The sequence below is a fragment of the Leekyejoonella antrihumi genome (assembly GCF_007845645.1).
Taxonomy (GTDB): Bacteria; Actinomycetota; Actinomycetes; order Actinomycetales; family Dermatophilaceae; genus Leekyejoonella; species Leekyejoonella antrihumi.
In genome coordinates this window covers 91,385-110,490 of record NZ_VCQV01000008.1, presented here as the reverse complement: position 1 = coordinate 110,490, position 19,106 = coordinate 91,385, and the positions used below count along the sequence as shown (strand labels likewise).

Genomic DNA, 19,106 nt, shown 5'->3' with positions numbered 1-19,106 from the left:
TCGTGTCAGGAGATCTTGCGGTGGTAGGTGTGCATCGCGAGTGTGTAGGCGACCAGCAGCGTGCCGGCGCACCAGGCGATGGCGATCCACCCGTTGTTGCCGACCGGTTGTTCGGCATACAGGTCTCGGATCGTGTTGACGATGGAGGTAACTGGCTGGTGCTCGGCGAACCAGCGCACCGGGCCCGGCATGCCCGAGGTGGGCACGAAGGCCGAACTGATGAACGGCAGGAATACCAGCGGATAGGAGAACGCGCCGGCCCCGTCGACCGACTTCGCCGTCAGCCCGGGGATCACGGCCAACCAGGTCAGCGCCAGGGTGAACAGGACGAGGATCCCGAGGACCGCGAGCCAGGCCAGGAGGCCGGCGCCGGAGCGGAAACCCATCAGGAGGGCGACGAGCACGACGAGCACCAGCGAGATCAGGTTCGCGACCAGCGAGGTCAGCACATGGCCCCAAAGCAGGGCCGATCGGGCGATGGGCATCGACTGGAGCCGTTCGAAGATGCCGGTCGACACATCGGTGAACAGGCGCAGTGCGGTGTAGGCGATGCCGGAGGCGATGGTGATCAGCAGGATCCCGGGCAGCAGGTAGTCGACGTACCTCCCACTGCCGGTGCGGATTGCGCCACCCAGGACGTACACGAACAGCGACAGCATGGCGATCGGCGTGAGGGCGGTGGTGATGATGGTGTCTGGGCTGCGCAGGATGTGCCGCAGTGACCGGCCAAGCAGGGCGATGGTGTTGCTGGCGACATCGGTTCTCATGATTTGCTCCCGACGGCTCTGCGGTCGTCGTGCCCGACGATCATGAGGAAGATCTCTTCGAGGGTCGGCTGCTTCTCGACATACTCGACCTTCGCGGGCGGAAGCAGCTTCCCCAGCTCAGCGAGTGTGCCGTCAGCGATGATCCGGCCCTGGTGCAGAATGGCGATCCGGTCGGCGAGTTGCTCGGCCTCGTCGAGGTACTGCGTGGTGAGCAGCACCGTGGTGCCGTGGCCGGCGAGCTCCCGGACGGTTGCCCAGACCTCGAGCCGCGCCTGCGGGTCGAGGCCCGTGGTCGGCTCGTCGAGGAAGAGTACCGGTGGGTTTCCGATCAGGCTCATCGCGATATCGAGGCGTCGGCGCATCCCGCCGGAGTACGTCGCGACCCGCCGACTCGCCGCGTCGGTCAGGTCGAACTGCGCCAGCAAGTCGTCGGCGATGGCTTCGCGGTCCTTCAGCCGGCGCAACCGAGCGATGAGGGCGAGGTTCTCCCGGCCGGTCAGGATCTCGTCTACCGCAGCGAACTGCCCGGTGAGACTGATGGACCGGCGCACTTCTGCCGAGTTGGTGGCGACATCGCACCCGTTTACCGTGGCGGTGCCATCGTCGGCCTTCAGCAGGGTCGACAAGATCCGCACGATGGTGGTCTTGCCCGCGCCGTTGGACCCGAGCAGGGCGAAGATCGAGCCGGCCGGGACGCTGAGATCGACGCCTCGAAGCACCGCGTTGTCGCTGTAGGACTTGGTGAGTCCGACGACTTCGATAGCTGTTTCGGTGGTCATGAGGAGAGTGTGCAACCCTGACGCAGCGTGAGGGTCAAGCCCAGCGTCGGGCCTAGCGCGCCATCCTGTGCCGCCCGGTGGATCTATGGCATGCACGTGCCGGCAACCGGCCGATCAGCTGCCGAGGTCCGGGATCCTGCCACGCTCCAACGAGCTCCAGAAGTCTCCACGCACGTAACGCTGCTCGGGAGCGGGGTCGAAGTCCCAGTGACGAACGCTGCCCGTCGCGAGAGCCCGGCTCACCAGCTGACGGCGCCGCTGGCTGACGCGCACCTGCTCCTCGAGAGCCGCGAAGTCGTAGCGGTCGTCCAGATCCTTGCGCAGCAACGCCACCCGCCTCGTGTGCTCCGGGTGTCCGGCAACGTTCACCAGCTCATCCGGATCGGTGTCGAGGTCGAAGAGCTGGTCCGGGTCCCCGGGACACCGGACGAACTTGTACTGCCCACGGACCACGGTCACGTGTGGTGCGACCGTGCCTTCGGCCAGGTACTCGATCACGATGTCACGGTCTGCCGCCGACGTGCCGGCCCCCTCGCGCCGGGCGATGTCCAGCAGCGAGGGTCCCGGATCATCACCGCCGGCCAGCTTCACCAGCGTGGGCGCCAGGTCGAGTAGCGACACCGGTGTGGCAAAGCGGCCGCGCGGAACCCGATCCTCCGGGCCGACGACGATCAGCGGCACCCGCGCAGACTGCTCGTAGGGCGACATCTTGTACCAGAGGCCCTTCTCGCCGCGCATGTCCCCGTGGTCGCTGGTGAGGATGACGACGGTGTTCTCAGCCATCCCGAGCTCGTGGAGCCTGGCGCGGATTCGCCCTACGTGGTCGTCGATGTATGCGACGGCTGCGTAGTACGCCCGACGCGCCCTGAGGATCTGCGCGGCGTTCGGCTGTCGGGCGTCGAAGCCGCTCATCGCCCGCAGCCGATGCGTATGCGGATCGCTGTCAGCGGTGGGAGGGTCCGGGTGCGTGGGTCCGTCGATCTCGACGTTGTCGTATCGGTCCCAGTGCTCGGGCGGCGGCTCGTACGGGTCGTGCGGGTGGATGAAGCTGGCGACCATGAGGAACGGGTTGCGCCGTCCGAGAGCTCGGTCCACCCGTGCGCGGTCATTGAGGTGTCGCAGTGCGAGAAAGCCCACCTCGTCGTCGAAATCCTGCTGCACCGTGGCCTTGCAGGCGCCGGCAGCGAACACACTGTCCGCCTCGTGGTACCACGGAAGTCGCTGTGACGAGTCCAGGTTCCAGTCCGGCACCATGTCGAGATCGGCGGGGTAGACGTCCGTGGTGAGTCGCTCTTCGAACCCGTGATGCTGGTCGGGGCCGATGAAGTGCATCCTGCCGACCAGAGCGGTGTGGTAGCCCAGTGCGCGCAGGTGATGGGCGAAGGTCGGTACGGAGGAAGGGAAGTCCGCGCCGTTGTCGTAGCAGCCGTTCTGTGACGGCAGCAGCCCCGTCATCATCGAAGCGCGGGACGGAGCGCACAACGGCGAGTTGCAGTAGGCACGGTCGAACACCGCGCCCGACTGGGCGAGTTGGTCGATGTGCGGGGCGGACACCACCTGGTTGCCGTACGCCCCGAGTGCGTCGGCCGCCAGCTGATCGGCCTGAAGGACCACGATGTTCGGAGGCGACGCGGCCTCGTGATCCCGCTTGGCGCGCTGGTCGCCGATCGCATCAACCACGCTGCATCGCTTCCCTTCGGTCATCGGGCGGACGCCTCCGACGCTACCGCAGCGGCAGAGCAGACACTCCACTCGGCGGAGGGGCGCGGGGGAACATGCGAGAGTCCGGGCCCGTTCGATCGAGCATGGACGACTGGTGGCGGCGCGTGGTGGAGGTGACCCCTCCGGCGGACCACCGGATCGTGCTCGCTGCCGGTCTGGTGGCCGTGCTGGTCATCGCGTGGTCGACGACCTGGCGCTTCGCGCGGCATGTGGTCACCGTGGTTCACGAGGGGTCCCACGGCCTCGTGGCACTGCTCGCGGGCCGGTCCCTGTCCGGAATACGGCTGCACTCGGACAGCTCGGGGCTGACGGTGTCCCGCGGCAAGCCGCACGGATTCGGCATGGTGGCGACCCTCTTCGCCGGGTATGTCGGGCCGGGGCTGCTCGGGCTGCTGGCCGCCTGGGTGCTGGGCACCGGTCACGCCATCGGCATGCTCTGGGGGCTGCTCGTGCTGCTCGGTCTGCTGCTCCTGCAAATCCGCAACCTCTACGGCCTGTGGGTCGTGATGGTCAGCGCCGCCATCCTCGTCGCTGTCACCGGCTGGCTCCCGGCGAGCTGGCAGAGCGGCTTCGCGTATGTCGTGGCGTGGTTCCTGCTGCTCGCCGGGCCATGGTCGGTGGTCGACCTGCAGCGCAGCCGAAACAGAGGGCGAGGGCGCACTTCGGACCCCGACCAACTCGCCCGGATGACCTGGCCGGGCGGTGGCGTCTGGGCGGCGCTGATGCTCGCCGTCGACGTCGGCTGCCTCGTGGTGGGTGCCAGGCTTTTGTTTCTGCGCTGATGGGGGTGGCGCGCTGCGGGCCGGTCAGGGCGGACACAATGACGGACATGCGAGTGCTGGTGGTGCCGGACCGATGCGATGACCTGCCTTCCGTCGAGGTGGCCCGGCTGGTGTCGCAGGGGTGGTCCGAGCGCAACCCTGAGGTTGAGGTCCAGGCTCTGCCCCTGGCGGCGGGAGACCGGGGATTCGTCTCGGCCCTGGCGGCGAGTCTTCCTGGTCGCCTCGAACCGGTGACGGCCACGGATGCCTGGGGGTGCGCGGCTCCCTGCACGCTGCTGCTTGTCGAGCGCGGCAGAGAACGGGTGGTCTATCTCGAGTCTGCGCAGGTGGCCGGCGGCTCCGTGCGAGGGAGGCGTGAGCTACCGGCTCCCCTCGGCACCTACGGCGTGGGAGAGCTGATCGCGTCGGCCCTGGACCTTGCGGCGACCCGGATCGTGATCGGCGTCGGGGGTCTGGCAGCGCTCGACGGTGGGCGAGGTGCCGTGGCCGCGCTGGCCGGACGGGCCGCAGGAGAGACGCCCGACCCTGCCGCCGACCTGCCCGCCGCCAGGGCCCGGCTGGGCACGGTCGGCCTGACGGCGGCGGTGAGCACGGACCCGGTGCTCCTGGGGATGCAGGGAGCGTGCGCCGGCGCCGTCGACGAGCTGCGCCTGACCCGGGCGCAGGCGCAGGAACGCGAGCAGGAGATGGGGGAGTACGTCGACCTCGCACGCCGCATCGTGCCCGAGCGGACGGACCTGCTCACTGGCAAGAGCCAGCGGGTGGACCGGCAGCCCGGCGCGGGCGCCGGTGGTGGTCTGGGTTATGGGCTCGCCCTGCTGGCTGCCCAGCTGACCGCGGGGCCGGCCCTCGTGGCCGCCACCGTGGATCTGGCCGGTGCGGTGGCCGGCGCCGACCTGGTCGTGACGGCCACCCAGGTCTTCGACTGGCGGGTCCTCGAGCACTCTGTCCTTCAGGAGGTCGCCGCCGCCGCCACGGCGGTGGCGCGGCCGGTTGTCGTGCTGGCCCAGGAGGTGCAGGTCGGTCGGCGGGAGACGATGTCACTCGGCGTTTCTGGTGCTTACGCGCTGGTGACCCCCGGTCGGCGCACGGCCGATGACAGTGGCGATCTCGGGGAAGGCCTGCGTGCGCTGGCGCGCCGAGTGGCGGGCACCTGGACACCACCGGGTCGTCGGGACGTACCCTGAAGGTGCACGGGAACAAGTTCGTCGTACACGGGAACAAGTTCGTCGTACACGGGAACAAGTTCGTCACATCGATGGTTAAACGTCGTTGAACCCACTTTCCATACGCAACCGGCCAAGTGAAGGAAGACCATGAGCGTCGACAGCAATACCACCACGGACACCTCGGTCGCGACCCACAACGTCGACCTCAGCGACCTTGCCGCCGGCAAGGTCAAGAGCCTCCTGGAACAGGAGGGCCGCGACGACCTGCGTCTGCGTGTCGGCGTGCAGCCCGGTGGCTGCTCGGGTCTCGTCTACCAGCTCTACTTCGACGAGCGGACGCTCGACGGCGATCTGGTGCGTGACTTCGACGGCGTCGAGGTTGTCATCGACCGGATGAGCGCTCCCTACCTGGACGGGGCCAAGATCGACTTCGCCGACACGATCGAGAAGCAGGGTTTCACCATCGACAACCCCAACGCGGGCAGCAGTTGCGCCTGCGGTGACTCGTTCAGCTGAGCACGCGGCAACCGACAACAGGCCGGTGTGGCGCGCCCCTGCGGGGGCGCGGCGCACCGGCCTTTTGCGTGTGCGGGCCGACTTGTAGGTTCGTCCTATGAATATCGCCGTGACCGGATCCATCGCCACCGACCACCTGATGACCTTCAAGGGGCGCTTCGCCGACTCGCTGGTCGTCGAGCAGCTGGACAAGATCTCCCTGTCCTTCCTCGCGGACGACCTGCAGATCCGCCGGGGCGGAGTTGCCGCGAACATTGCCTTCGGGATGGCCGTGCTGGGGGAGCGCCCGGTGCTGGTCGGCGCGGTCGGACAGGACTTCCTGGACTATCGCTCCTGGCTGGAACGCAACGGGGTCGACTGCGGGTCCGTCCACATGTCCGACACGAAGCACACGGCACGTTTTGTGTGCACCACGGACGACGACATGGCCCAGATCGCCACGTTCTACGCCGGCGCGATGAGCGAGGCTCGCGAGATCGAGCTGGGCCCGATCGTCGACCGGGTGGGTGGTCTAGACCTGGTGCTGGTCGGGGCCAACGACCCGGAGGGAATGCGACGCCACACCACGGAGTGCCGCACCCGCGGCATACCGTTTATCGCCGATCCGAGCCAGCAGCTGGCGTTCGCCGACGGGCCGTTCATCCGTGACCTCATCAAGGGCGCCACCTTCTTGTTCACCAACGAGTACGAAGCCCACCTGACCGAGCAGAAGACCGGGTGGAGCGCCGACGACATCCTCGACATCGTGGGGACCCGAGTGATCACGAAGGGCAAGGAGGGCGCCGTCGTGCTGCGCAAGGGTGCGAGCCCGGTCGAGGTCCCGGTCGCCGGTGAGGTCGTGCGCGCCGACCCGACCGGCGTCGGGGACGCCTTCCGGGCCGGTTTCCTGTGCGGACTGTCCTGGGGGCTGGAGCTCGAGACCTGTGCGCAGCTCGGTTCGATGCTGGCGACCTACGTCATCGAGACCGTCGGCACGCAGGAGTACGTCCTGCGCCAGGAGGACTTCCTCACCCGCCTCGCCGCCGCGTACGGCGACCCGGTCGCCAAGACGGTCGAGCCGCACCTGTCCTGCGCCCGGCCGTAGGCCGCGCCCGTCACCATGCCCATAGAGCCATCACCCACATCGTGGGACCTGGGTGGCGCCGATCTCGCGCAACCTCAGGACCTGTTGGGCGTGGGCGCCGACCTGGAGCCGGGCACGCTGCTGTCGGCCTATCGGCACGGTCTGTTTCCGATGGGCACGGGCCCGGGCGGTCACCCGCCAATGGGCTGGTGGTGTCCCCAGCGGCGGGGAGTGCTGTTGCCCGGCGACCATCACGTGCAGCGGTCCCTGCGACGCGCTCGCCGCCGATTCACCGTCTCGGTGGACCATGACTTCGCCGCAGTGATCGCCGCCTGCGCCGACCCGGCACGCGAGGGGCGGTGGATCACGACCGAGGTGACCCGGGCCTACACCCGGCTGCATGAGCTCGGCTGGGCGCACTCGATCGAAGTGTGGGACGACCGGGACGCGCTCGCCGGCGGTCTCTACGGCCTGTGTATCGGCGGGTTGTTCGCCGGTGAGTCCATGTTTCATCACGCCACGGACGCCAGCAAGGTGGCGTTGTGGGCGCTGGTGGAGATCGTCTTCGCCGACTGCGACACGCGCCGCATGATCGACGTGCAGTGGCAGACGCCGCACCTCCAGCGGCAGGGCGTGCGGGAGATCCCGCGCGCCACCTACCTGCGGCGCCTGCCAGAGGCGCTGGCCGCACCGGAGCCGGCCACACTGCATACGGCTTGATCTGCAACAGGGGTCGGGCGCGCTCTAGGAGGCAGTCACCACGAACTCGTCTGACGAGTGACCGCTCTCCAACGCGGTTGAAGCGTTGGAGCAGACCGGGTAGGTGCCGCTCACGCTTGCGGATGAGAGGGCCCCGCCGCAGTTGGGGTTCTTCACGGTCGAGCCTGCCGAGGTGAAGCCGGTCTTGGAGACGATCGCCCAGCCCGTGCCCGCGGGCACGTTGTTGATGATGCCGAGGGGCCTGGCGACGGTGACCGAGCACCCCGGGTGGCCGGCGAGGGTCACTGTCTGCTCGCCGCCGGTCCAGAACTCAAAGGTGTCGGTCGGGGCGCTGGTGGCGCTGAACGTCAGCACCGAATTCGCCGGACAGGCGGCCACGGGCAGCGCGGTGCAGAGCAGCTTGCCGGCCGTGTCGAACCCGCTGACGTAGTCGCCGCTCGGGCAGGAGGTTCCCGCCGAGGCGTTCACTCCTGCTGGTCCCTGTGGACCGGCCGGTCCCGCGGGTCCGGTTGCACCGGTCTCACCCTTCGGTCCGGTGGGTCCGGCTGGGCCGGTCGCTCCGACGGCACCACGCGCTCCGGTTGCACCGGTGTCGCCCTTCGCGCCGGTAGCTCCGGTTGCGCCCCGTGCGCCAGTCGCACCGGTCGCGCCAGTGGCCCCACGTGGTCCGACAGGCCCCTGTGGTCCCGTGGGGCCGGTCTGGCTCCACGTGATCTGCACCTGGTGCCCGACACAGTGTTTGCGGGGCGAGGTGCCGATCTCGACGTTGAAGATCTGCCCGGCCGCCTGGTTGAGGCAGCCGGTGAACTGCTGTGGTGGCGTCGAGGCGTTGGCGGTGCCGACCTCGAGCATGGCTCCGCCGAGGACTACTGCTGCGCCGACCACCATGAGCTTGCGGCTTGTGCGAATGCGTCGCATGACTTGTTCTCCTTCTAGCGGTGACACTCGTCTCGGCTCGCGCCGATCGGATGTGCACCGGGTGTTCTCTCAGTTGCGTGAGGGGTTCGAATGCTGCCCGCCCCGATCGGTCTTCTGGTCAGCTGCTGGGGCAGGTGGTGCCGGCTGTGGTGAGGTCGGCGGTGGTGTGGCCGAGGGTGATGTGTAGGGCGCCGTCGTGCAGGTCGAGGGCGGTGACCTGGATGCCGATGGTGTTGCCGGCGGTGTCTTTGATGGGGGTTTGTTCGTTGAGGGTGAGGGTGCCTCCGTGGATGGGGATGACCGTGTTCGGGGCTGGCTTGTAGGGGATCTTGGTTCCGTCGACTTTGGCGGCGGTGTAGGTGGTGGATCCGGTTGCGGTGACTGTGGTTCCGTTGCCGGTGGTGGTGGCGTCCGCGACGGTCTTGATGGTGCCGGACAGGGTGAGGCCAGGTTGTCCGGCGGTCAGGGTGCTGGTCGCGTGGGCGTCCTGGGTGCCGTCGGCCCCACGGGTGCCGGTGGCGGTGGTGATCTGGTGGCGGGCGGATCCGGTGATGCTGCCTGGGGTGGTGGTGCAGGTCAGGTCGGCGGGTGCGGTCGGCCCGTAGCGGTAGTACCGGCCGAGCGCGAGATTGATGCCGTAGGCGTGCGCGTCGAACCGCAGCTTCGGTGCTGGCACGGTGTAGCTGATCGTGATGCTTGCCGGGTCGGTGGTCACGGTCTGGCTGCCGCCGGCAGGAACCAGCGACGACCCGCCGCCACCTCCGGATGCACCGACGACGGTGGGGTGCGGTGCCTGCCCCGAGGCCAAGGACCCCGCGCCGCCCCCTCCGCCGTACAGCCCCCCGCCGCCGCCACCTGCGGTATCGATGAAGGTTGGGCCATTGCCACCGGTGCCGAGGCTACCGGAGCTCCCGGTGCTGGTCTGGCCTTCATATGTGGAGACGCCCCCGGCCCCGCCAGACGTGGGGGTGCCTGCGCCGCCGCCGGTGCTGGTGGGTGCAAACCCTGGGCAGTTCTGCCCGCCGGTACCATCCGTGCCGGCGTCTCCGCCGCTACCCCCGGCCGCAGTGGAGTCGCTGGTTTGACAGCGTTCGGAGGTGCCACCGCCTCCGCCACCGCCGGCGACCAGGACCCGCGAGTCGAGGCTGTCTGTCCCGGCAGAGGACACGGTGCGCAGATCGGTGGCTCCGCCGCCCCCGCCGCCGTAGCGGCTGCTGCCGCCGCCGTTGAACCCGCCCTGGCATGCGTCACCCGGGTAGCAGCCGGTACCAGTGGTTGGAGCCCCACCGACCTCCAGGTAAAGCGACTGGCCAGGGGCGACGGTAAGGTTGCCGGTGACCTTGGCGCCCTTCCCGGCACCGCTCGGAGTGAAGAACGCCGGTGCTCCGGTGGCACCGATGGCGGTGGAGTCGATCGTGGTGATGCCGGTGGGTACGGTGAAGGTCTGCTCGCCGCCGGTGTATTTGTAGGTGCAGGTGACGGTTTGCCCAGTCTGGGTGCATCCGCTCGGCAAGGTCGCGGCGTCGGCGTGGCTGATGGGTGCGGCCATGGCCAGGGCGAGCAGGCCGCCCGAGGCCAGCGCCAGTCCGGCTCGAGCGTGAGCGCGTGAGCGGGTGGGGGATGAGCTGGTGGACATGGCAGGGCCTTTCGTCAGGATCGCGGGCACCCAGCAGGGTGGGCCTTCTCCTGACGCTAGGGACCGGTGGCCGCGAAGTCCTACGGAAGTTCTACGGGTTTGCGACCGGCGCCACCCGCGAGCCTGCCGTTCGACAGACCCGTCAGCGTGCCGAGCAAGGCGTTTGCCGCCACCAGATCCGGGGTGTCCAGCCCCTCGGTGAAGGTGCCGAAGACGGCGCTTAGCAAGTCCTCCGCACACCAGCCATGGCCCCGCGAGACAAACAGCCGGGCCAGGCTCGTCGCTGCACGCAGCTGGAAGGACCGGTCATCCCGTGCCGCCGCCATCCGGTATGCCGTGACGAGCTCGGCCAGCGCGTCGCGCGCAGGCGCACAGTGGCTGTGCAGCAGCAGCTCGCCGTGCAGCCGGTGCAGCTCGGACTCGCTGCTGCGGTATCCGGTGCGCCCCATCGCATCCAGCTCTGACCGGACTGCGGTGGGCCCGGCCGCGAAACCCCCGGCGGACAGGCAGATCTCGGTATCCAGCCGGTTATGGAACGTGTCACCGATGCTCGCGAGCGCGTCCCAGTCCGCGGCACCCCGGCGCAGCCGGGCGAGTCCGGTGGGGCGGTCACCGAGCGTCGCGGTCGCCCAGCCGTCGAGAATGAGCCCGCCCGCTCCCCAGAGCGGCAGGTCGTGCTCCACCGCACGGGCCTCCAGCTCGGTGGCGAGCGACCGCACCCGGCCGGCGTCACCGCAGTGCAGGTGGATCACCGCGGCAAACCACAATGCCCGCGCCAGGCCTGCGGGGATGCACTAGGCCCAGGCGTCTGCCAGTGCCTGATCCGCGTGCTGTCGGGTCCGGTCGGGGCACCCGGGATGCCACAGCGCCAGGCCGACGAGCCGCGCGGCGTCGTCGCCGCGTGCGGCCAAGGTGTCGAGCTGCGTCACGACGGCCCGCATGGCGGCTCGAGCAGCCCCGGCAGCTGGACGAGCCAGGTCGGAGCACATCGGCGCAGCACGGCATACACCTCGGTCCCACCGGGACCGCGACACAGACCGCCCAGCGCCTGAAGGACCGGCAGGTACGGCTCACCGGGCCCCGTCTGCTGTGCACACTCGCCCCTGGCCGACCAGCGGCCGAGCATTCCTGGGGAGTCGCTGGACGAACTGGTCGACGAGTGCCGTCTTGCCGACGCCGGCCTGCCCGCCGACGAAGCCGACACCGCGCCGACCGCCGAGTGCCTGCGCCCACAACCGGGCGAGGGCGGCCAGGTCGGTCTCTCGGCCGACGAACGGGCGACGCGGCGCAGCCGTCTTCGGGCGTAGGAGTATCGCCTCGCCAGATCGGACCAGCCGACCACTGCCGGGTTCGAACCGGGTGTCATCCAGATAGACCGCGCGGTCCATCTGCCGCACCCTCACACGCATACCCGCGGCGGCACCGACGGCACCCGCCACATCATCAGAGTACTGGGCCGGATGCTCAGGGCGATGGTGTTGCGCAGGTGCGAGGAGGCGGTGCGAAAGCGGTCGTGACCCCGGCCGGTGAGCTCGCTGCATACATCTTGAAGTGCAGCCGGACCGGGGAACTTCGCAGGTGGGGAAAACAGTTGTGTTAACAGTCGTCCCCCCTCCCTCGGTTGGAGGTGGGCTGGGCTACTCTTGTGCCTGTGCCCGGATCCCAGAATTGGAAGGCGGCCATGACGCGCCGCCCTCACGAGACCCCTGCCCGTCACGGGCGTCGCAGACTGGCGTTCGCCGGCCTGGTCGTCGCCTTCGCGCTGCTGCTGTCCGGCTGCTCGCCGGTCGAGGAGCGCGGCTACCTGCCGAAGGGTGTGACCTCGCTCTCTCCCGAGATCACCAGCTTCTGGAAGACGACGTGGCTCTGGGCCCTGGGGATGGGTGTGCTTGTCTGGGGCCTGATCATCTACTGCATGGTGCGCTACCGGCGGAAGAAGACCGATACCGGTCTGCCGCCGCAGCTGGCCTACAACGTGCCGATCGAGATCCTCTACACGGTCGTGCCGGTGATCATGGTCGCCGTGCTCTTCGGCAAGACGGTGCAGTTGGAGAACAAGATGCTCGACACGACGTCGCAGAAGAACCAGGTTGTCGTCAACGTGGTCGGCAAGCAGTGGTCGTGGGACTTCAACTACGTGCACGAGGAGGTCTACGACGCCGGTGCACAGGCCGAGGTGAGCAGGGACACCGGAGTGCTGGAGGGGAGCCTGCCCACGCTCTACCTGCCGGTGAACGAGCGAGTCGAGTTCATCTTGACCTCACGCGACGTCATCCACTCATTCTGGGTGATCCCCTTCCTGCAGAAGATGGACATGATCCCGGGCAAGGTCAACAAGTTCGCGGTCACGCCGACGGAGATCGGCACGTTCCAGGGCAAGTGTGCCGAGCTGTGTGGCGCCTATCACTCCCAGATGCTCTTCGAGGTCAAGGTCGTCAGCAAGGCGAACTACGAGAAGCACATCCAGTCGCTGCGCCAGCGCGGAGACATCGGATTCCTCAGCAATGCGCTGAGCAGGTCGTCGCTGGAGCCAGATCAGCAGCAGTACCTGCCACCGAACATCCAGAAGTCTGAGATCGTGGAGGGCAAGTAATGGCTAGTGTTGTCATGCCGCGTAGCAGTGACACCGATGACGTCCAACGATCGGCCGCTGCCTACACCCGCCATCCTGGTCGAACGGTGGTCAAGTGGATCACCACGACGGACCACAAGATCATCGGCAACCTCTACTTTTTCACCTCCTTCAGCTTCTTCCTGGTCGGTGGTGTGCTGGCGCTGATGATCCGCGCCGAGCTGGTGGAGCCGGGCCTGCAGGTCGTGGACAACCCGGAGCAGTTCAATCAGCTGTTCACGATGCACGGCACGATCATGCTGCTGCTCTTTGCCACCCCGTTGTTCGCCGGTTTCGCCAATGCGATCATGCCGTTGCAGATCGGCGCCCCGGACGTGGCGTTCCCCCGGCTGAACATGTTCGCCTACTGGTTGTATCTGTTCGGTGGGTTGATTGCCTCGGCCGGGTTCTTGACCCCGCAGGGTGCGGCGGCGTTCGGCTGGTTCGCCTACGCCCCGCTGAGCAACGCGACCTACAGTCCGGGCCTGGGCGGCAACCTGTGGGTGTTCGGGCTGGCGCTGGCCGGCTTCGGGACCATCTTGGGCTCGGTCAACTTCGTCACCACGATCATCAGCATGCGCGCGCCGGGGATGACGATGTTCCGGATGCCGATCTTCACCTGGGGCATCCTGATCACCTCGATCCTGGTGCTGCTGGTCTTCCCGGTGCTGGCCGCGGCCCTGTTCGGGCTCGGCGCGGACCGGGTGATGGGCGCGCACGTCTTCGACCCGCAGACCGCCGGTGCGATGCTGTGGGAGCACATGTTCTGGTTCTTCGGGCACCCGGAGGTCTACATCATCGCGCTGCCGTTCTTCGGCATCATCTCCGAGATCATCCCGGTGTTCAGCCGCAAGCCGATCTTCGGCTACAAGACACTGGTCTTCGCCACCATCTCGATCGCGGCCCTGTCGGTCAGCGTGTGGGCGCACCACATGTACGCCACCGGCCAGGTGCTGCTGCCGTTCTTCGCGATCATGACGATGCTGATCGCGGTCCCCACCGGTGTGAAGTTCTTCAACTGGGTCGGCACCATGTGGGGCGGGTCGATCACCTTCGAGACGCCGATGCTCTGGTCGATCGGGTTCCTGGTGACCTTCTTGTTCGGTGGTCTGACCGGGGTCATCCTGGCCAGTCCGGCCCTGGACTTCTCGCTGACCGACTCCTACTTCGTGGTCGCCCACTTCCACTACGTGGTGTTCGGCACGGTCGTCTTCGCGATGTTCGCCGGGTGGTACTTCTGGTGGCCGAAGCTGACCGGGCGGATGCTGGACGAGAAGCTGGGCAAGCTGCACTTCTGGCTGCTGTTCATCGGCTTCCACACCACGTTCTTGATCCAGCACTGGTTGGGCGTCAAGGGCATGCCGCGCCGGTATGCGGACTACCTGCCGCAGGACGGCTTCCAGTGGATGAACGACGTCTCCAGTGTCGGTGCCCTGATCCTCGGCGTCTCGATGATCCCGTTCATCTACAACGTATGGAAGAGCTGGCGGAGCGCACCGATGGTGACCGTCGACGACCCGTGGGGCTACGGCGCCTCGCTGGAGTGGGCCACCTCCTGCCCCCCGCCGCGACACAACTTCGACTCCATCCCACGCATCCGCTCCGAGCGCCCCGCCTTCGACCTGCACCACCCCGAGGCCGCGGCCGGCGCAGTCATTGCGCCACCTGAGCCCGTTGGTGCGACCGTGGGTTCTGCTGGTTCGGGCTCCGCGGAGCATGGTTCGGAAGGTGACAACCAATGAAGGTTGAAAGTGCGCTCTTCGGAGTCATCGGGTCGTTCTTCGCAATGATGTGCCTGATCTATGGCTTCTGGAGCTACTGGGACGAGCCAGTGGGCACCGTCGGATTCGCACTTGGTGCTGCCCTGTGCTTCATGATCTCTTTCTTCTGCTGGTGGACCGGGCGCAAGACCGATCTTCGACCCGATGACAATCCCGAGGGCGAGATCGATGAGATCGAGGGCGACTACGGGTTCTTCAGCCCGTACTCCTGGTGGCCGCTCTACCTCGGCGGTGCGGCTGCGCTGATGTTCATCGGCCTGGCCGTCGGCTGGTGGCTCGTCATCCTTGCGGTTCCGTTGGTGGCCCTGGCCTCGGTGGGATGGGTCTTCGAATACTTCCGTGGCGACGACGCAATCTGAGCAGATGGAGAGCAGAGACCGGGATCGGGTGGCACCGCATAGTGCCACCCGATCCCGGTCTCTGCTGCCTGCCTACCCCGAGCGGAGTTATCCCCAGCCGAGCTCGTGCAGGCGGTCGTCGCTGATCCCGAAGTGATGGCCGATCTCGTGCCGGACGGTCACCTCGATCTCGCGGAGTAGCTGCTCGCGGCTGCGTGCCAGACGCGTCAGCGGACCCTTGAAGATGAAGATACGGTCAGGGAGCGACCCATACCCCCAGGCGTCCAGGCGCTCGGGCAGGGGAGTGCCCACATACAGCCCCAGCAGGGTCTGACCGTCGGGAAGGTTGCTGGTGTCCGGCTCGTCCTCGACCAGGATGGCCACGTTCTCCATCCGGTTCAAGAGGTCGTCCGGGATGCGTGCGAGCGCATCATCGACCGCCTGCTCGAACTGCGCGTCCGACATGTGCACGACCATGCTGTCAAGCCTGCCATGAGCGGCCAGGGGTAGAGCAAACGGGCCGAGACTGCTGCTGGTGTGCAGCGGTCGCGGCCCGTTCGATGCGCCTGGGCGACTGGAGAGGTTAGGCGTCGTCGTCGCTGCCCTGCTGGTGGGCGTAGGCGTTGTGCTCCTCGATCTCCTCTGCGCCACCGTGCAGGTGACCCCCGAACTCACCAGGGTGAGCGTCCTCGAGGGCGGCCGCCTCCAGCGGTGCGAGGGCCTCATCGGCCTGTCCGTCATGGTGCGCCGCGGCCAGCTCGAGCGGCGTCACCGGCTCGATGCGGTCGTTGAAGAAGAACTGCGAGAGCCGTGCGCGCGTGCGATCGGCGGACGCGGTCTTCGAGCGAACACCGTTCTCATCGGTCTCGGCGGGTGCCGCGATCGGACGGTGTGCCTCGAAGGAGACCAGGCGCCAGCGCTCGTACTCGTCCAGCGGCTCGTGTGCCTCGAAGAAGCGTCCCTCCGCCGTACGGACGATGCGACCGGTTTCCTTGCCGTGCAGAACCAGGTCGCGGTCCTTGCGCTGCAGGCTCAGGCAGACCCGCTTGGTCACCCAGAAGACGATGACGGGGGCCGCCACCAGCATGATGCGCAGAGTATTGGTGATGTCGTCGATCGACAGGTGCAACTTGATCGCGATGATGTCGTTGCCGGCTGCCCCGAACAGCACCGCGTAGAACGCGATGGCGGCCATGCCGAGGCCCGTGCGGGTCGGCACGTTGCGCGGGCGGTCAAGCACATGGTGCTCGCGCTTGTCACCGGTGACCCAGGACTCCACGAACGGGTATACCCCCATGAGCGTCCACAGGATCGGAATCAGCAGGATGGCGCCGAGCATGACGTTGAAGCTCCACGTATGCCCCAGGAGGGTGAACTCCAAGAAGCCCGGTAGCAGCCGCAAGGCACCATCTGCGAACCCCATGAACCAGTCGGGCTGCGAGCCGGCAGTGATCATGGTCGGCTCATACGGGCCGTACATCCAGATCGGGTCGATCGTGACCAGTCCGGCAATCAGCGCGGTCACACCGAACACGACGAAGAAGAAGCCGCCTGCCTTCGCGGTGTACACCGGCATGAGGGGGAATCCGACGACGTTCTTGTCGGTCTTACCGGGCCCGGGGTACTGGGTGTGCTTGTGCACCATCACCAGGATGATGTGCGCGGTGAACAGACCCACGATGATCGCGGGCAGCAACAGCACGTGAATGGTGAAAAACCTCGGAATGATCGCGGTACCCGGGAAACCACCGCCGAAGAGGAAGTAGGCGATGTAGGAGCCCACGATCGGGATGGAGAGCATGAAGCCCTGCGCGGCCCGGACGCCGGTGCCGGAGAGGACGTCATCGGGAAGCGAGTAGCCGATGAAACCCTCGACCAGGACGAGCATCGAGAGCACCAGACCGATGATCCAGTTGATCTCGCGAGGCTTGCGGAATGCACCGGTGAAGAACACCCGGAACATGTGCAACATGATCGCCACGATGAAGATCAGCGCCGACCAGTGGTGGATCTGGCGGATCAGCAGACCGCCGCGGACATCCAACGAGATGTCCACCGTGGACTTGAAGGCGTCACTCATCGTGATGCCCCGCAACGGCACGTAGGGGCCGTTGTAGACGCTCTCGCTCATGCTCGGCACGAACCAGAAGGTCAGGAACGTACCGGTGATCAGCACGATGATCAGCGAGTACATCGCGATCTCGCCCAGCATGAACGACCAGTGGTCCGGGAAGACCTTCTTCATCAGGAACCGGACGCCCTTGGCGGCTCCGGTGCGCTCGTCAACCCAGTTGGCGACGCCGCCGATGGCGCCACCATTTCCGGTGGGTGCCTCGGTCGTGTCGTCTGCGCGGAGCGCGTCGGCGCTTCGGCCTGACGTGTCTTCGTTCAGCGTGGTCATGCGCGCTCCCAGAAGCTTGGTCCGACGGGCTGGTCAAAGCCGTGGTCTGCCACCAGATATCCCTCGTCGTCCACTGAGATCTTCAGCTGTGGAAGGGCTCGTTTCGCCGGGCCGAAGATGACCTTGCAGTCCTCGGTCAGGTCGAACGTCGACTGGTGGCACGGGCACAGCAGGTGATGAGTCGTCTGCTCGTAGAGCCCGACGGGACATCCGACGTGAGTGCAGATCTTGGAGTAGGCGACGACGCCGTCCACACCCCACTTGCGCTCTCGGGCGCTCTTGATGAGGTTCTCCTGCAGGCTGATCAGGATGACGGCGGCCTTGAGCTTCTCGTTGTTCGGGTCCGGGGTGGCGTCGATGCCCTCCGGAAGCACGTGGAAGACCGAACCCAAGGTGACGTCGGACAACCGGATGGCGGTGCCGTCCGGGTCGCGCATCAGCCGACGGGGTTTGCCGCCGGGCAGCTTGGAGTCCCACAGGGTGGTTTCCAGGTCGGTGTGCGGAAGTGGGCCGAGCGAGCCGACCAGCTGCAGCCCGAGCGGTATCGCGAACAGGCCGAGAGCGCCGCCGAGCGTGTACTTGATCAGTGGGCGACGCTTGAGCTGTGAGCCCTCGAGTCCGTCCGCGAGGATCTTGACCGCACCCTCACGGGCCTCGTCGGGGGAGCGCAGCTCGTGGCGCTCCTCGACCACCTCGGTGTCGGGCATGAGGGTCTTCGCCCAGTGAATGGCCCCCAGGCCGATGCACAGCAGCGACATACCCAGAGTGACACCGAGACTGACGTGCAGCGCCATCGTGCGGCCGATGATCGGCAGGCTGACGACGGTGTCGTTGCCGACGGCGAAGTAGGACACGACGAACAGCACGGTCGCGAACATCGAGATTGCGAAGAGTGCGGCAACCTGCCGCTCGTAGCGTCGAGCAGCAGCCTCGTCGGAATCGCCGGCGCGGTGGATGTGCGCGGGCAGGCCCGGGTCCTGGAAGCGCTCCGGCAGGTTGTCCGAGCCTTCCCTGTGCTCAAGGCTTACCAGCGCGCGGTCGTCACCGGCCTCCGAGGTGGAGTCGTGTGTCACGGAGGATTCCTTGTCCGACGGGTTGGAGGGAGTGGTCATCACGCTGCCTTCCGGCCGAGCCAGACTGCCGCGCCGATCAGCAGACCGATACCGATGGTCCAGACGAACAGACCTTCCGGGACCGGGCCCAAGTTGCCGAGGTTGGCCCCACCTTGGTTCGGCTCGTCCTTGGTGTTCTGCAGAAAGCTGATGATGTCCTTCTTGTCCGTCGGGCTCATGTTGGTGTTGTTGAACACCGGCATGGACTGCGGGCCGGTCTCCATTGCCTCGTACATGTGCTTACCGCTGACGTCCATCAGGCTCGGCGCGAACTTTCCGCGGGTCAGCGCGCCGCCGGACCCGGCGAAGTTGTGGCACATTGCGCAGTTCACCCGGAACAGCTCGCCCCCCTTGGCGATGTCGCCGCCGCCGCTCGTCAGGTCGCTGGCCGGGATGCCGGGGCCCGGACCGAGGGATGCGACGTAGGCCGCCAGCTGGGAGATCTGCTTGTTGTCGAACTGCGGCCCATTGGTGTCGGCCTCGGCCTGGATGCCCGGTGCTGCCAGTGGCATACGGCCGGTGCCGACCTGGAAGTCGACGGCTGCGGCGCCGACACCGACCAGGTCCGGTGCCTCGTTGCCGCCGGTCGCGTTGACCCCGTGGCAGGTGGCGCAGTTCGACAAGAACAGCTGCTTCCCGGCCGCGATGTCGCTTGAGGAGCTGGTTGCGGCATCGGCGTTCTTGGGTGCCAGCGCGGCATACAGGCCACCGGTCACGATGAGCCCGAAGAGGAGCACGATGACCAGTGCGGCCGGATGCCGGCGGCGGGCAGCAAGGGAACTCACAATGAC

General features: G+C 67.3%; 20 protein-coding genes. 8 read left to right on the top strand and 12 right to left on the bottom strand.

Annotated features, from left to right (window positions below):
* Positions 1–5 precede the first annotated feature (5 nt).
* From FGL98_RS08110 to betC, 3 genes are all read right to left on the bottom strand, one after another.
* Complete coding sequence (locus FGL98_RS08110) at positions 6–767, bottom strand: ABC transporter permease (RefSeq protein ID WP_146316252.1); 762 nt, start codon at positions 765–767, stop codon at positions 6–8.
* On the bottom strand, positions 764–1,546 hold the full coding sequence (locus FGL98_RS08105; protein WP_146316251.1) for an ABC transporter ATP-binding protein: 783 nt from the start codon (positions 1,544–1,546) through the stop codon (positions 764–766). The genes FGL98_RS08110 and FGL98_RS08105 overlap by 4 nt, the downstream gene beginning before the upstream one ends.
* A 114-nt stretch (positions 1,547–1,660) precedes the next feature.
* Complete coding sequence (gene betC, locus FGL98_RS08100) at positions 1,661–3,250, bottom strand: choline-sulfatase (protein ID WP_146316250.1); 1,590 nt, start codon at positions 3,248–3,250, stop codon at positions 1,661–1,663.
* 101 nt (positions 3,251–3,351) lie between these two features.
* On the opposite strand from betC, the gene FGL98_RS08095 reads away from it, so the two are divergent.
* From FGL98_RS08095 to aat, 5 genes are all read left to right on the top strand, one after another.
* The gene (locus tag FGL98_RS08095) at positions 3,352–4,050 is read left to right on the top strand and encodes a M50 family metallopeptidase (RefSeq protein WP_146316249.1); all 699 of its coding nucleotides are present in this window, start codon (positions 3,352–3,354) and stop codon (positions 4,048–4,050) included.
* 38 nt (positions 4,051–4,088) lie between these two features.
* A complete protein-coding gene (locus tag FGL98_RS08090; RefSeq protein ID WP_186526050.1) occupies positions 4,089–5,237 on the top strand; it encodes a glycerate kinase in 1,149 nt (382 codons plus the stop codon).
* A gap of 129 nt (positions 5,238–5,366) precedes the next feature.
* Positions 5,367–5,735 carry a HesB/IscA family protein gene (locus FGL98_RS08085; RefSeq protein WP_146316247.1) on the top strand — a complete coding sequence of 123 codons (369 nt, stop codon included), beginning with the start codon at positions 5,367–5,369 and terminating at the stop codon, positions 5,733–5,735.
* Between the two features lie 97 nt (positions 5,736–5,832).
* The gene (locus FGL98_RS08080; RefSeq protein WP_146316246.1) at positions 5,833–6,819 is read left to right on the top strand and encodes a carbohydrate kinase family protein; all 987 of its coding nucleotides are present in this window, start codon (positions 5,833–5,835) and stop codon (positions 6,817–6,819) included.
* A gap of 15 nt (positions 6,820–6,834) precedes the next feature.
* Positions 6,835–7,518, top strand: a complete 684-nt coding sequence (aat, locus tag FGL98_RS08075; protein WP_146316245.1) for a leucyl/phenylalanyl-tRNA--protein transferase — start codon at positions 6,835–6,837, stop codon at positions 7,516–7,518.
* 24 nt (positions 7,519–7,542) lie between these two features.
* Here aat and FGL98_RS26710 read toward each other — a convergent pair whose 3' ends face one another.
* The 5 genes from FGL98_RS26710 to FGL98_RS08055 form a co-directional block, all read right to left on the bottom strand.
* Positions 7,543–8,436 (bottom strand): collagen-like domain-containing protein, encoded by an 894-nt coding sequence (locus FGL98_RS26710; RefSeq protein ID WP_146316244.1) that lies wholly within the window; start codon positions 8,434–8,436, stop codon positions 7,543–7,545.
* 118 nt (positions 8,437–8,554) lie between these two features.
* Entirely contained in the window at positions 8,555–10,072 is a 1,518-nt protein-coding gene (locus FGL98_RS08065; protein ID WP_146316243.1) for a choice-of-anchor P family protein, read from the bottom strand.
* Positions 10,073–10,152: 80 nt separating this feature from the next.
* On the bottom strand, positions 10,153–10,824 hold the full coding sequence (locus tag FGL98_RS08060; RefSeq protein WP_146316242.1) for a hypothetical protein: 672 nt from the start codon (positions 10,822–10,824) through the stop codon (positions 10,153–10,155).
* 42 nt (positions 10,825–10,866) lie between these two features.
* Entirely contained in the window at positions 10,867–11,001 is a 135-nt protein-coding gene (locus tag FGL98_RS26705) for a hypothetical protein (RefSeq protein ID WP_281289158.1), read from the bottom strand.
* A gap of 141 nt (positions 11,002–11,142) precedes the next feature.
* Positions 11,143–11,511 (bottom strand): AAA family ATPase, encoded by a 369-nt coding sequence (locus tag FGL98_RS08055; protein WP_186526049.1) that lies wholly within the window; start codon positions 11,509–11,511, stop codon positions 11,143–11,145.
* Between the two features lie 212 nt (positions 11,512–11,723).
* Between FGL98_RS08055 and ctaC the strand changes: the two genes are divergently transcribed.
* From ctaC to FGL98_RS08040, 3 genes are read left to right on the top strand one after another with little or no spacing between them, the layout of a single operon-like run.
* A complete protein-coding gene (gene ctaC / locus FGL98_RS08050; RefSeq protein ID WP_246136434.1) occupies positions 11,724–12,665 on the top strand; it encodes an aa3-type cytochrome oxidase subunit II in 942 nt (313 codons plus the stop codon).
* A 14-nt stretch (positions 12,666–12,679) separates the two neighbouring features.
* The gene (ctaD, locus tag FGL98_RS08045; RefSeq protein ID WP_146316306.1) at positions 12,680–14,425 is read left to right on the top strand and encodes an aa3-type cytochrome oxidase subunit I; all 1,746 of its coding nucleotides are present in this window, start codon (positions 12,680–12,682) and stop codon (positions 14,423–14,425) included.
* Positions 14,422–14,823, top strand: coding sequence for a cytochrome c oxidase subunit 4 (locus FGL98_RS08040; protein ID WP_146316240.1), 402 nt, complete (start codon positions 14,422–14,424; stop codon positions 14,821–14,823). The genes ctaD and FGL98_RS08040 overlap by 4 nt, the downstream gene beginning before the upstream one ends.
* Before the next feature lie 87 nt (positions 14,824–14,910).
* On the opposite strand, the gene FGL98_RS08035 is transcribed toward FGL98_RS08040, so the two are convergent.
* The 4 genes from FGL98_RS08035 to qcrC all read right to left on the bottom strand — a co-directional run bounded on the left by FGL98_RS08035 (position 14,911) and on the right by qcrC (position 19,100).
* Positions 14,911–15,279 carry a metallopeptidase family protein gene (locus FGL98_RS08035; RefSeq protein ID WP_146316239.1) on the bottom strand — a complete coding sequence of 123 codons (369 nt, stop codon included), beginning with the start codon at positions 15,277–15,279 and terminating at the stop codon, positions 14,911–14,913.
* Between the two features lie 106 nt (positions 15,280–15,385).
* On the bottom strand, positions 15,386–17,203 hold the full coding sequence (gene qcrB / locus FGL98_RS08030) for a cytochrome bc1 complex cytochrome b subunit (protein ID WP_146316238.1): 1,818 nt from the start codon (positions 17,201–17,203) through the stop codon (positions 15,386–15,388).
* A complete protein-coding gene (gene qcrA, locus FGL98_RS08025; RefSeq protein ID WP_425460989.1) occupies positions 17,200–18,276 on the bottom strand; it encodes a cytochrome bc1 complex Rieske iron-sulfur subunit in 1,077 nt (358 codons plus the stop codon). The genes qcrB and qcrA overlap by 4 nt, the downstream gene beginning before the upstream one ends.
* A 38-nt stretch (positions 18,277–18,314) precedes the next feature.
* Complete coding sequence (qcrC, locus tag FGL98_RS08020; protein WP_146316236.1) at positions 18,315–19,100, bottom strand: cytochrome bc1 complex diheme cytochrome c subunit; 786 nt, start codon at positions 19,098–19,100, stop codon at positions 18,315–18,317.
* Between the last annotated feature and the right edge of the window lie 6 nt (positions 19,101–19,106).